This window comes from Methylophilus sp. (assembly GCF_052437885.1).
Taxonomy (GTDB): Bacteria; Pseudomonadota; Gammaproteobacteria; order Burkholderiales; family Methylophilaceae; genus Methylophilus.
The window spans coordinates 227,495-240,468 of sequence record NZ_JBQVPB010000005.1 but is presented as its reverse complement, the minus strand read 5'-3'; the positions used below and the strand labels follow the sequence as shown (position 1 = coordinate 240,468).

Here is a 12,974-nt window from a genome sequence, read left to right as displayed (position 1 = left end):
CCCGCAGCCTGCATCACCTTAGGTATGCGCCGCCTGCGGTTGCGACTATAATAGCGTAATTCATGAATCCTACGCCCCGTCACCACTTTTAAAATTGTTAGCCATGTCAATCAAACCTGTTATTTTGCTGATCCTCGATGGTTTTGGTCATAGCGAAACCACCGAACACAATGCCGTTTTACAAGCCAGCACACCCAATCTGGATAAACTCAAGAGCCATTATCCGCACGGCCTGATCAACGCCTCCGAGCACTATGTCGGTCTGCCTGACGGGCAAATGGGCAATTCTGAAGTCGGTCACCTGAATATTGGGGCGGGACGTATCGTTTTTCAAGACTTTGAGCGCATTAACAACAGCATCAGCAGCGGCGAGTTCTTCAAGCTGCCGGCACTGGTGGATACCATGCAAACGTTGAAGGCGCATGACAAGGCTTTGCATATCCTTGGCCTGCTGTCAGATGGTGGCGTGCATAGTTACCAGCCCCATATACACGCACTGGTCGAGATGGCCAAACAGCAAGGCCTGAGCAAAGTTTATATCCATGCTTTCCTCGATGGCCGTGACACGCCGCCTAAAAGTGCGCAACCCTATCTGCAAGCGCTGGAAAAACAGCTGCAGGCACTGGGCGTTGGCCGGGTGGCCAGCGTAGGCGGCCGTTTTTACGGCATGGACAGAGACAAGCGCTGGGAGCGTGTGGCCGTCGCCTATGAACTACTGGTCAATGGCACTGCCGAGTATGTGGCCCCTGACAGCCTGAGCGCCTTGCAACAGGCTTATGCGCGTGACGAGAGTGATGAGTTTGTGAAATGCACGGCGATTCATGCCGAGAGCGCCAGCCCGGTGCGTATGCAAGATGGTGACGCGCTGGTATTCATGAACTTCAGGAGTGACCGTGCCCGCCAGCTGACCGATGCGCTGCTGAACCCGGCCTTCGACGGCTTTGCGCGTAGCCGCGTGCCGGCCTTCAGCCATTACCTCACCCTGACGCAATACGATAAGAACCAGCGTCTGGCGCAGCCTGTGTTTGCGCCTTTCACGGTGCCGAATACTTTTGGTGAATATGTCGCCAACCTCGGGCTCAAGCAGTTGCGCATCGCCGAAACCGAAAAATATCCGCATGTGACGTTTTTCTTCAATGGCGGCGAAGAAACCGTATTTACCGGCGAAGACCGTATCCTCGTGCCCTCCCCCAAAGTCGCCACTTATGACCTGCAACCGGAAATGAGCGCTGTTGAGCTGACCGACAAACTGGTGGCGGCGATCGAATCCCGCCAATACCAGGCGGTGATCTGTAATTATGCCAATGGCGATATGGTCGGCCATACCGGCAACCTGCAGGCGGCCATCAAGGCGGTGGAAACTCTGGATACCTGCGTAGGCAGGGTGGTGGCTGCCGCGCAGGCTAGCGGCGCAGAAGTCATTATTACGGCTGACCATGGCAATGCGGAAAGCATGTTTGACCATGACAGTGCCCAGGCACATACGCAACATACGACCAATCTGGTGCCGTTCATTTATGTAGGCCGCGCAGGCACAGTGAGGGCTGAAGGCGCGCTATCTGATATCGCCCCCACCCTGCTGACCCTGATGGGCGTGCCTAAACCGGCTGAAATGACAGGTGAGAGCCTGGTGGCACTCAGTGTAGTGGCTTAAACAGACCCTGGTGCATGGCTGATACCCCATTGCTAAAGCGACACTTGCGCGGATGTTTGTCCGCGGCAGGTCTGTGTGCCTTGCTAGCCGCGACCTCATTAGCTGCCATGGCGGCAAATAATGACAAAGCAGATGCGGCCAAGGGCGACCTCGAACAGGTCAAAGAAAAGATACAGCAGCTGGCGAATGCGATCAAAGCCTCGCAACTGGCCAAGCAAGATGCCAATGAAGCCCTGAAAGCTTCAGAGACCGCCATCAGTGCCTCGCGCAAAAAACTGCGCGAGATCCAGGATGCGCAACAGGACAACCGCGGTAAGCTGCAGGACCTGCAGAAGCAGATGTCGTTGTTACAACGCCAGGTCAACCAGCAGCACCAATCGCTGAGCCAGCAACTCAACCAGCAATACCGCCATGGCAATAACAGCCCGTTACAGATGCTGTTGCAGCAGCAAGACCCGGCCAACACCACCCGCAACCTTAAATACCTGGGCTACCTGACGGCAGCACATCAGCAGCAGATACAGTCATTGCAGGATAACCGCGATGCCATAGAGCGGGTGCGCACGGCGACCAGCGAACAATTGCGCGAAACTGACCGGCTGGCCACACAATACAGCGACACCACGCACAAGCTGGTCGATGAGAAATCAAAACGGGCCGAAGTATTGACCCAGCTTTCACGGCAGATAGAAACACAGGAGCAACAGCTGGTTCGCCTGAAAAAGGATGAAGAAGCTTTATCCAAACTGTTCCAGAGACTGGCGGCTGAAGCCAAAAAGCGTGAACAGGAAGCCCTGGCACGTGCCAAGCGTGAAAAAGAAGCGGCTGCCAAACGCCTGGCCGAACAGGCGCGCAAGAAAAAGGCTAGTGGCCGTACTTCTGAACATAACGCGCAAACCAGGGTAGATGGCCAAAACAAGGACGACAGCGAGACTGACGCATCAGGCAGCAGCGTGGTCGCCAAAAATGACACCCTGCCCGAATATAATGCCTTGAAAGAAAACTTCGCCCAATTGCGTGGCAGATTGCGCCTGCCGGTGCGCGGCGATGTCATTAACCGTTTCGGCAGCGCACGTGCCGAAACCGGCGTCAGCTGGAAAGGCCTGTTCATCCGCGCCAAAGAAGGCAGTGAAGTGAAGTCTGTCGCCGGTGGGCAGGTGGTGTTTGCTGACTGGATGCGCGGTTTTGGCAATTTGATCGTAGTCGACCATGGCAATGGCTATATGAGTTTATACGGCAACAACGAAGCCCTGTATAAATCCTCTGGCCAGCCGGTCAAGAGTGGCGATACTATCGCCGCAGTCGGCAACAGTGGCGGCAATGCCGAAAACGGCGTCTATTATGAATTACGCCGTAACAGCATCCCATTTGATCCGCTGCAGTGGAGCTCGGTCAAATAAAGGCCTATGCATCAAACAAAAAGCCCCAAACAAAAAAGCGCAGTTTCACTGCGCTTTTTTTATGCTGGCTGCTGGCACAGAACCAGGCAGCCTGTCTGTTAACCAGGCAGTCACTTACTCGGCCTTGGCACCTTCTTCAGCAGGGATCTCCGGCTGTGGTGTATTGGCGCGCGCGGCTTCCAGTTGTTTTTCCAGTTCTTCCTTGGACACTGTGATGCCAGGCACACGCTCATCAGCAGCGGGCTCATAGCCACCACCGCCACTAGACTTGGCAGCAGCGGGCGCATCTGTTGCAGCAGATTCTGCCGCCGGGGCTGCGGTCTCAGGTGCAGGGGCTTCTTCTTTACCGCAAGCGGCCAGACCTAAAGCTAAAATAAGGGTAAGCAGGTAAGTATTCCATCTCATAAATTTCTCCTTTTATTACTTCCGATTATTATTAAAAAACATTGGTTATAGTTAAACAAACATTGCTACTCTAACAACTGGCCTATTCGCCAATCACATGCATCAACACCCGCCGACGGGCTGGTTGATGTCTATGTTCAAACAGGAAGATACCCTGCCATTGCCCCAGCGCGACCTTGCCGTTGATCACCGGGATAGACAGGCTGGTTTGCGTTAATGCCGTCCTCACATGGGCGGGCATATCGTCCGGCCCTTCCACGGTGTGTATAAACAGCGGGTCGCCATCCGGGGCTATCCGATTAAAAAATGCCTGCAGATCCACCAGCACATCCCTATCATAATTCTCATTGATCAGCAGGCTGGCAGATGTGTGCTGTATATACAAAGTGAGCAAACCACTGTGTATAGCCGATTGCTCTACCCACTGCGCCACCTGCGGGGTGATGTCGTACAGGCGTCTTCCTTGTGCATCTATGCTCAGTGTTTCGTGGCTTTGTCTCATGCCTGTGTTCCGCTGCAAAATCCAGTTGTTAAATCAGTGTTCAAATCAGGCATGGACGCCGTGTTTAAATCGCCATGCTACCAGTAGCGCCAGCCGCCGCCCCAGTACGGGCGGTAACCCCACGGGCCGCCATAATAGCCGCCGCCGTAAAACCAGGGGTCCATGCTACGCAAACGCGCGGAATCACGCTCGCGTTTCAGGCGGGTCTCGGCTTCTACACGCGCTTTCTCGCGTTTGTTGATCTCATCTGCAATGGCATTCTGCTGTGCCAGCGCATTGGCCTGCTGCATGTAATCAAGCACGCCTTTCGAGATGCCTTTCTGGTGCCAGCTCAACACCTCGGAAGGTGTCAGTGAATAGCGCGATTGCGACAGCTTGATCGCTTCTATGATCTCGGCATCCGATTTGCCTTTTTTGCTCATGCTGACGATCTCGTCCAGGCTCAGGGTGGATTGTGCAGGCGGCAACAGAGCGGCCAGTTGCTCAGGCGAGATCCTTTCGATCTGCACCGGCTGCGGCGGTCGGGTAGCACAACCTGCCAGCGCAGCCAGCAAACTGATCACTAATAACAAACGCAAGTTTTTCAATTGATTCATCATATTTCCATTCTAACCCGCAAAAAGAATAGGGCCATAAGCATTATGACCCCAGACTATGACTATGGTTCGCCGACAGGCGGCCATCAGGCTTTGTTAAACACCATTCTGCCAGCCTCGAAACCCAGCTGTATCGTATCTTTGGCAGCAAAATGCCCGGCGAGTATCTCTTTTGCCAGCGGGTTCTCGATCTCGCTCTGTATCGCCCGTTTCAATGGTCGCGCACCATAGACCGGGTCAAAGCCGGCATTGGCGATCTCTGCCAGCGCTGCATCACTGATATCCAGCTGCATGTCCATGGCGGCTACGCGTTTAGCCAGCAGTTGCAACTGGATATTGGCGATCGCCCTGACATGCGTCTCACCCAGCGTGTGGAACACGATCACTTCGTCGATACGGTTGATGAATTCCGGCCGGAAGTGCGCTTTCACCTCGCCCATCACGGCCAGTTTCACCACCTGGTAATCCTGGTCAGCCATACTTTGTATCATCTGGCTACCCAGGTTAGAGGTCATGATGATGACGGTATTCTTAAAATCCACCGTGCGGCCCTGACCATCGGTCAGTCGGCCATCATCCAATACCTGCAGCAACACATTGAATACATCCGGGTGTGCTTTCTCTACCTCATCCAGCAGGATGACCGAATAGGGTTTGCGGCGCACCGCTTCAGTCAGCGTACCGCCTTCTTCATAGCCGACATAACCGGGGGGCGCTCCTATCAGGCGGGAGACGGAATGCTTCTCCATGAACTCGCTCATATCGATGCGGATCAGGTGTTCTTCGCTATCGAACAGAAAGCCGGCCAGCGCCTTGCACAGCTCGGTTTTACCGACGCCGGTCGGCCCCAGGAACAGGAAGCTGCCATACGGCCGGTCAGGATCGCTCAAGCCGCTGCGTGAACGGCGGATGGCGTCTGACACCAGCCGCACGGCTTCGTCCTGCCCGACCACGCGCTCATGCAGTTTATCTTCCATGCGCAACAGTTTCTCGCGCTCGCCGGTCATCATTTTGCTGACCGGGATACCCGTGGCACGGCTGACCACTTCCGCGATCTCGTCGGCACCCACCTCGGTACGTAACATTTTATGTTTCACCGCCAGCGGTGCTGCCTGGCTGGAGTCGTGCTTGAGTTGTGCTTCCAGCTGCGGCAGTTTGCCATACTGCAACTCGGAAACGCGCTGCCAGTCACCCTTGCGGGTAGCCGTTTCCATATCCAGTTTGACTTTTTCTATCGCTTCCTTGACGCCAGCGGAGCCATGCACGGCCGCTTTTTCGGCCTTCCAGATCTCTTCCAGGTCGGCATACTCCTTCTCCAGCCTGTCTATCTCCTCTTCGATCAGGGTAAAGCGTTTTTGGCTGGCCTCGTCTTTCTCTCTGCGCACAGCTTCGCGCTCGATCTTGAGCTGGATTAGACGCCGGTCCAGTTTGTCCATCACTTCCGGCTTGGAATCTATCTCCATCTTGATGCGAGAAGCCGCCTCGTCTATCAGGTCTATGGCCTTGTCCGGCAAAAAGCGGTCTGTGATATAACGGTTGGATAATTCTGCTGCGGCGACGATGGCCGGGTCAGTGATCTCTACACCGTGGTGTAGCTCATATTTTTCCTGCAAGCCGCGCAAAATGGCGATGGTCGCCTCTACGCTAGGCTCCTCGACCAGCACTTTCTGGAAACGGCGTTCCAGCGCGGCATCTTTTTCTATGTATTTGCGGTACTCATCCAGCGTGGTGGCGCCCACACAGTGCAACTCGCCGCGTGCCAGTGCCGGTTTCAGCATATTGCCGGCGTCCATGGCACCTTCAGATTTACCGGCACCGACCATGGTATGGATCTCGTCGATAAACACTATGGTCTGGCCTTCATCCTGCGCCAGCTCTTTCAGCACCGATTTCAGGCGTTCTTCAAACTCGCCGCGGTATTTGGCACCCGCCAGCAATGCGGCCATATCCAGGCTGAGCACTTTTTTGTTTTTAAGCGAATCTGGCACTTCGCCATTGACGATACGCTGTGCCAGGCCTTCGACGATGGCGGTCTTGCCGACGCCAGGTTCACCGATCAGCACCGGGTTGTTTTTGGTACGCCGCTGCAATACCTGGATGGCGCGACGGATCTCGTCATCGCGGCCTATCACCGGGTCCAGCTTGCCGGCACGGGCGCGCTCGGTCAGGTCCATGGTGAATTTTTTCAGGGCTTCGCGCTGGCCTTCTGCCTCCTGGCTATTGACTGTATCGTTGCCGCGCACCGCTTTAATGGCTTGTTCCAGTACAGCCTTGTTCAGGCCGTGCTGTTTGAGCAATCTGCCAGTCTCGCCTTTATCTTCAGCCAGCGCCAGCAGGAACATTTCGCTGGCAATGTAAGTGTCGCCACTTTTCTGGGCGAATTTATCGGTGATATTGAGCAGGTTATTCAGGTCGCGCGAAATGGTGACTTCGCCACTGTTTTCGCTGATCTTGGGCAGCGCATCCACCGCCTGCTGCAAACTGGTTTTCAAGGCGCTGACTTGCGCACCGGCACGCGACAGCAAGGCAGCAACGCCGCTGTCGTCCTGGTTCAACATGGCCAGTAACAGATGTGGCGCTTCTATGGTTGGCTGGTCGGCACCCACGGCCATGCTTTGCGCATCGGCAAGTGCCTGCTGGAATCTGGTAGTGAGCTTGTCAAAACGCACGGTTAACCCTTTCACACAAAAGTCATGCCGCACATTGCGGCGGGATAACCCTATAATGCGGCGGGTTTTTACGTTTTCAATAGAGCCAGATCAAATATGCGCGAGTTTATGCTGGCCTCATGGTGCTGCAAACGGCACCTCGTTGTTTTATGGTGCCGGGAGCGGCACCTCGTTGTCTTATGGTGCCGTTCCCGGCACCAGCAGCAGGCCTTTTTCAGCGCTGTTCACAGCCAGCAGCGCTTGCCCGCGCAGGTTCAGCCATTGCGGATAATCCAGCTTGCCTGCGCTGTGTACGGCGACTGTGGGCAAGCCCCAGGTCTTGCCGCCATCCAGTGAAGCCATGGTCAGTATCTCCATGCCGTCGCTACTGCGTTCCTGCCATGCCAGCCATACTTTATCGCCCACACTGAGCAAGGCCGGGTGCCCGGCGTTCTTTTTCGGGTCACCTATGCGCCTGGGCGGGGTCGTCACCCACGCCTGCCCATCCATGCGCACCAGGCGCAGGCCGGGCTTGTCACCGGCGCCGTCAAAATAGGCAAGGTGGTAGCCAAAGCCTTCCCCCACCGCCAGCGCGGCGCCATGGTGTGGGCAACCGTCTATCTTCCAGCGGCCGTGGCTGGCGCGTATGATGGCCGGTTTGGCCGGCTTGCCAGCCCCTGGCCGGTTGATCTCTGCCATGGCATGATCGCGCTCACTGCCGGCAAACACATGCCGCCACAGCACCGCCACCGTGCCATCGGCTTTGCTGGTCATGGCGATACGGCAACACTCACAACTGCTGTCAGCCAGCTTTTTCTCGCTGGCAAAGCTTTTACCCTGGTCGGTGGAGACCGCGTAATAGATCGCCGCGCCGTCATAGGGCTTGCCAGCGGCCTTGGCCGCCAGCAGGTCGCGCTTGTCTACCCAGGCAACGGTGATCGTATCATCTGCGGCCACCTGCAGTGCATCAAACCTGTGGGTGATCTCTGCGCGGTCGTGATGCACGATATAAGGCGTCTCAAAACTTTTACCGCCATCCACAGACCGGGCAAACCAGATGTAGCCGGCAAAAGGTTTCTTCAGCGATTCGGTCCAGCTCAAATAGAGATTGCCATTACTGGCGACCGCGATCTTGGGCCTGGCCTCGGCGTCTGCCGCCACTTTCATAGGCGTGGGGTTGACGGCCACTTCGGTGCTGAAATGCTGTCCGGCATCTTCACTGTATGACACCCACACCTGGCCCTTGCTGGCACGCGCTTGCCACAGCCGGCCATCAGTATCTGTCGCCAGGCTGACCGCCAGACTGGCAGCCCCCTGCTCTACATGTGCCTCGTGTGCGCTGACCTGAGGCAGGCAGCCCATGCTAAAGACTACGAGCAAGCCGTTAATTAACCATCTCACTGCCAGAATTCCTTACCTAAATATATTTAAAAATATAATTCTTTACAAATAACAAAGCTGCTAAAGTTAGGGTGTCAAAAGCCGTTAACCCACATAACTGGACGAATGACGACAACCTGTCGGATAGCAATAAAACTTATGGATATGCAAGCAACCTTTGATCATCATAGCACAGCGTGGCTGCAGCCTTTGGCGGCCACCATGCCTGATATGCCCGTGTTGGCTATCAACCGCCGGGCACAGTGCGTGGCTTCTAACGAGATGGCAAAAAAGCTGCTGGGCGAGCATGTGCATGCTTTACCCAAAGACATGCGCCTGGCGCTGGTTAAGGCCATCCGTGATAACCAGACTGAACTGACACTGCAGACCCGCATCAATGACCTGACCCGCGATTTCAAATGCCGCTTGTTCTATGCCAGACATGGCAGGCATGCCATAGGCTTGCTGCTGCAAGAGCAGGAGAATGCCCTGATGCAGCAACTGGTGCATATGCAATCGGTGGTGCATTCACTGATAGAGATGAGCCCTGACCTGATCTCTATCAAAGACCCGGACAACCGCTGGATGATGGCTAACCAGCGCATGCTGAACACTTTCCAGATCGATGACTTTGAGTATGAGTTCTTGAACAACAGGCAGATCGCCGACACCTTGCATCCCGTGTTCCGCAACAGTTTCGAGCATCACGAGAAATCTGACCAGACCGTATGGCAGACGCGCCAGCCTTACCATAATGAAGAGCTGGTGCACTTGCCACAGGGCGGCCATAAAACGCTGGAAGTGAACAAGACCGCTTATTACGACCAGCATGAGCAACCCAGCCACCTGATCACCGTGGCGCGTGATGTCAGCGAGCAAAAATTCATTCAAAGCCAGCTGCTGAATCGCAGCGCCGTGCTGGATACACTGATCTCCTGCGACTGGATGCTGCATTCGGCCGAACGCTGGCAGACCGTGGCAGAAAATGTATTGCAGCAATGCTGCCTGTCTTTCCGTTTCAGCCGTGCGGTGTTGCTGCAACATCACACCACGACGACCGCGCGCAAGAAGACCGAGACCCGCTCGCAGGCACTGTTCCACTGGGCGACCAATGGTTTCCATTCCACTTACGAGCACTGGGAGAAGATCTCTTTCCTCACACCAGAGCTGAAGCGCTGGCATGATCTGCTCTCCAAAGGGCAGCCGGTGATGTGCGATGCACATACGCTGCCTGAAGATGAACGCTTTCTGTTGAAATCACATGACAGCGTCAACCTGGTGATCGTACCGCTGATGATAGATCGTGAGTGGTGGGGCTCCATGGTCATAGAGCGTTGTTTCGACGCCGAAAGCACCAGCTCACAAGAATTAGGTTCACTGATGGCCATTGGCCGCACCCTGAGTGTGGCGATAGACCGCGAACAAACCGGCAAAAGCCTGAAACTGGCCAAGATCGCTTTCGACAGCACCACCGAAGGCATCATGATCGTCAATCCGTCCGGCGAACTGGTAGGCATCAATCAGGGTTTCACCCTGATCACGGGCTTTGCTGAATCCGAAGTGCTGGGCCTGAAACCGCAGATTTTCCGCCAGCGCCCGCGTGGCCTGTTCGGCGCCCTCAAACGTCACGGCAAATGGTCGGGCGAGATCGAGAATATGCGCAAGAACGGCGAAAGCTACACCGAGTGGATGACCATCACCGCCGTGCGCAACCATGCCAACGCCATCACCAATTACGTGGGCGTGTTTGCCGATATCACCGAGATGAAGCGCTCACAGGTGCAGCTCAACTCGCTGGTCAACCATGACCCGCTGACCGGTCTGCCCAACCGCAGGTTGATCAATCATCTGTTCACGCATGCGATACAGCGCGCCAACCGCAATGAGCAGCAGGCGGCGGTATTGTTCATAGACCTGGACCGGTTCAAGAATATCAATGATAGCCTGGGCCATTACACCGGCGACCAGTTACTGCTGAGTGTGACCGAGCGCATCCAGGCTTCTTTGCGCGAGTCTGACATTGTCGGCCGCCTGGGTGGCGATGAGTTCATCGTGCTGCTGGAAAACCTGCACAGCAAGGCAGATGCGGCGCATAAAGCGCACGACATCCTGGAGACACTCAAACGCCAGTTCATGATAGATCATCATGAGATCTTCATAGGCGCCAGCATAGGTATCTCCATGTATCCGCACGATGCCAGCGATGTGGAAGGTCTGATCAAAGCTGCCGACCTCGCCATGTACCAGGTCAAGAATAATGGCAAGAACCATGTGTCATTCTACGATGCTGCGCTGAGCCGCAATGCGGTTGAGCACTTCCAGCTGGAAACAGAGTTGCGCCAGGCGCTGGTCAGAAAACAGCTCAAGATGTTCTACCAGGCGCAGATAGACCTCACCACCGGCATGATCATAGGGGCAGAAGCGCTGATACGCTGGCAGCACCCTACCCAGGGCCTGATCCCGCCAGCCAAGTTCATCCCGCTGGCAGAAGAGACCGGCCTGATCCTGGGCATAGGCGAATGGGCCTTGCGCGAGTCTGTGCGTCAGGCCCATGCCTGGCACAAACGGCACCCTGAATTCAAGAAGATCGCCATCAACGTCTCTGCAGTGCAGATCATGAAAAGCAAGTTTGCCGATACCGTGTATGGCATTTTGATGGAGAGCGACTGCGACCCGGCTATCATCGAGCTTGAGATCACCGAGAGCACGCTGATGCAGCACACGCAGCATGTGGTGGATACCTTTAATCAGCTGAAAAAGCTGGGTATCAGCATTGCCATTGATGACTTTGGCACCGGCTATTCATCGCTGTCGCATCTGAAGCGTTTGCCGCTGGACCAGATCAAGATAGACCGCAGCTTTGTCAAGGATCTGCCGGACGACAAAGATGATGCCGCCATTACCAGTGCCATTTATGCCATGGCCACCCAGTTGGGATTCACCGTTGTAGCAGAAGGAGTTGAAACAGAAGAACAGGAAAAATTTTTACAGCGTCTGGGTTGCCAGACCGCGCAAGGCTATCTGTATGCCTACCCGGTCAACTCCGACGACTTTTTGCAGTTATTAGTGTTAAACAATCAAAGAAAAATAAAACGCCATGCCTAATCACGCCTCCGATACTTTTTATATCGACATAGAACAACTCCAGATCGGACTCTATATCCATCTGGATCTGGGATGGATGGACCATCCTTTCTCTATCAGCAACTTTAAAGTCACTGATGAATCGCAGATCGAAACCATTAAATCACTGGGATTGACGCAATTGCGCTACGACCCGCGGCGCAGCTCAAGCACGCCATTGCGTAGCAGCGGCAAACATGACAACGTGGTCGAGTTTCCTATGAGAAAGGCTTTTTCAGCCAAACTGGATGTGATAGACGATAGCCCGGAGCTGAGCGCGGCGCAAAGACAGCAGCTGGCACTCAAGCAGGCGATCACCGAAAGCGAGCAAAAATTCCTCAAGGCCAGTTCAGATGTGTGGAACATCCAGAAAATGTCGACCGAGCATCCTGACCAGGCCTATGGCCTGGCCTCCAACGTGGTACTCGACCTGGTGGCCAGCACCCTGACCGAAGGCGATATTGCGATTCACGCCATGAACGGCCACCGCATCGGTGACCAGCACTACCAGCATGAACTGAATATCTTGGTGCTGTCCATGTTGCTGGCAAAAAACCTGAATGTCAGTGATGAAGATGCCATCATTCTCGGCATGGCGGCTATTCTGCATGACATAGGCAAACGCCAGATCAGCGACAAGATCCTGTTGAAAAAAGACCCGTTGAGCGTGCGCGAAACAGCCATCTACCAGACCCATGTGCTGCTGGGCCTGAATATGCTGAAAGAAGTGTCGGTGCCGAAAAAGATACTGTCCATCATAGGCCAGCATCATGAGTTCGCCGATGGCAGCGGCTACCCTAAAGGCCTGCATTGCGACGAGATCGATCCGCTGTCGCATATCCTGATCATCGCCAATATGTACGATAACCTGTGCAACCCTTCCAACCCCGCGCTGGCAAAAACGCCGTATGAAGCGCTGAGCGTGATGTTCGCACAACAGCGCCACCAGTTTGACCAGACTATACTGCGCCGGTTTATCAAGTGCCTGGGCATCTACCCGCCCGGCAGTGTCATCCGTTTGTCAGACCAGAAACTGGCCACTGTATTATCGACCAACCCGCAACAACCGCTGCGCCCGTTTATCCAGCTGCTCAACGATAGCACTGAAGAAGATGGCGAGATCATAGACTTGCGCGAAACCCTGGACCTCAACATCATTCAATGCCTGAAGCCGGAACAGTTACCGAATATCCTGCAGCGTATGATGCGCCAGAAACAACGTACCAGCTATTTTATCGATAAAGTCACCGTTTAACTTTCACGCTG

Annotated in this window: 9 protein-coding genes; 4 read left to right on the top strand and 5 right to left on the bottom strand. The window is 54.9% G+C overall.

Translation table 11 applies throughout. The annotated features are described in order from the left end of the window. Positions 1–103 precede the first annotated feature (103 nt). Both gpmI and ACT6RZ_RS07695 read left to right on the top strand, forming a co-directional pair. Positions 104–1,654: a 2,3-bisphosphoglycerate-independent phosphoglycerate mutase gene (gpmI, locus tag ACT6RZ_RS07700; protein WP_444701539.1), complete on the top strand. Its 1,551-nt coding sequence runs from the start codon at positions 104–106 to the stop codon at positions 1,652–1,654. A 107-nt stretch (positions 1,655–1,761) separates the two neighbouring features. Next, entirely contained in the window at positions 1,762–3,054 is a 1,293-nt protein-coding gene (locus ACT6RZ_RS07695) for a peptidoglycan DD-metalloendopeptidase family protein (protein ID WP_444701553.1), read from the top strand. Positions 3,055–3,168: 114 nt separating this feature from the next. On the opposite strand, the gene ACT6RZ_RS07690 is transcribed toward ACT6RZ_RS07695, so the two are convergent. The 5 genes from ACT6RZ_RS07690 to ACT6RZ_RS07670 form a co-directional block, all read right to left on the bottom strand. Continuing rightward, the gene (locus ACT6RZ_RS07690; RefSeq protein ID WP_444701538.1) at positions 3,169–3,459 is read right to left on the bottom strand and encodes a hypothetical protein; all 291 of its coding nucleotides are present in this window, start codon (positions 3,457–3,459) and stop codon (positions 3,169–3,171) included. Positions 3,460–3,541: 82 nt separating this feature from the next. Next, positions 3,542–3,961, bottom strand: a complete 420-nt coding sequence (locus tag ACT6RZ_RS07685; protein ID WP_444701537.1) for a secondary thiamine-phosphate synthase enzyme YjbQ — start codon at positions 3,959–3,961, stop codon at positions 3,542–3,544. A gap of 77 nt (positions 3,962–4,038) precedes the next feature. After that, a complete protein-coding gene (locus ACT6RZ_RS07680) occupies positions 4,039–4,557 on the bottom strand; it encodes a hypothetical protein (protein WP_444701536.1) in 519 nt (172 codons plus the stop codon). 86 nt (positions 4,558–4,643) lie between these two features. After that, a complete protein-coding gene (gene clpB, locus ACT6RZ_RS07675; protein WP_444701552.1) occupies positions 4,644–7,226 on the bottom strand; it encodes an ATP-dependent chaperone ClpB in 2,583 nt (860 codons plus the stop codon). Between the two features lie 177 nt (positions 7,227–7,403). Beyond that, positions 7,404–8,567, bottom strand: coding sequence for a sialidase family protein (locus ACT6RZ_RS07670; RefSeq protein ID WP_444701551.1), 1,164 nt, complete (start codon positions 8,565–8,567; stop codon positions 7,404–7,406). Between the two features lie 240 nt (positions 8,568–8,807). Between ACT6RZ_RS07670 and ACT6RZ_RS07665 the strand changes: the two genes are divergently transcribed. Next, positions 8,808–11,690: an EAL domain-containing protein gene (locus ACT6RZ_RS07665; protein WP_444701535.1), complete on the top strand. Its 2,883-nt coding sequence runs from the start codon at positions 8,808–8,810 to the stop codon at positions 11,688–11,690. After that, a complete protein-coding gene (locus tag ACT6RZ_RS07660) occupies positions 11,683–12,963 on the top strand; it encodes an HD-GYP domain-containing protein (RefSeq protein ID WP_444701534.1) in 1,281 nt (426 codons plus the stop codon). Before ACT6RZ_RS07665 ends, ACT6RZ_RS07660 begins: the two co-directional genes overlap by 8 nt. Positions 12,964–12,974: the final 11 nt, after the last annotated feature.

Bases quoted from the DNA above. Each gene is read 5' to 3' on its own strand.
- ACT6RZ_RS07670 (WP_444701551.1), bottom strand. From the start codon at position 8,567: ATGGGCTGCCTGCCTCAGGTCAGCGCACACGAGGCACATGTAGAGCAG.
- ACT6RZ_RS07680 (WP_444701536.1), bottom strand. From the start codon at position 4,557: ATGAATCAATTGAAAAACTTGCGTTTGTTATTAGTGATCAGTTTGCTG.
- ACT6RZ_RS07660 (WP_444701534.1), top strand. From the start codon at position 11,683: ATGCCTAATCACGCCTCCGATACTTTTTATATCGACATAGAACAACTC.
- ACT6RZ_RS07690 (WP_444701538.1), bottom strand. From the start codon at position 3,459: ATGAGATGGAATACTTACCTGCTTACCCTTATTTTAGCTTTAGGTCTG.
- ACT6RZ_RS07685 (WP_444701537.1), bottom strand. From the start codon at position 3,961: ATGAGACAAAGCCACGAAACACTGAGCATAGATGCACAAGGAAGACGC.
- ACT6RZ_RS07695 (WP_444701553.1), top strand. From the start codon at position 1,762: ATGGCGGCAAATAATGACAAAGCAGATGCGGCCAAGGGCGACCTCGAA.
- gpmI (WP_444701539.1), top strand. From the start codon at position 104: ATGTCAATCAAACCTGTTATTTTGCTGATCCTCGATGGTTTTGGTCAT.
- ACT6RZ_RS07665 (WP_444701535.1), top strand. From the start codon at position 8,808: ATGCCTGATATGCCCGTGTTGGCTATCAACCGCCGGGCACAGTGCGTG.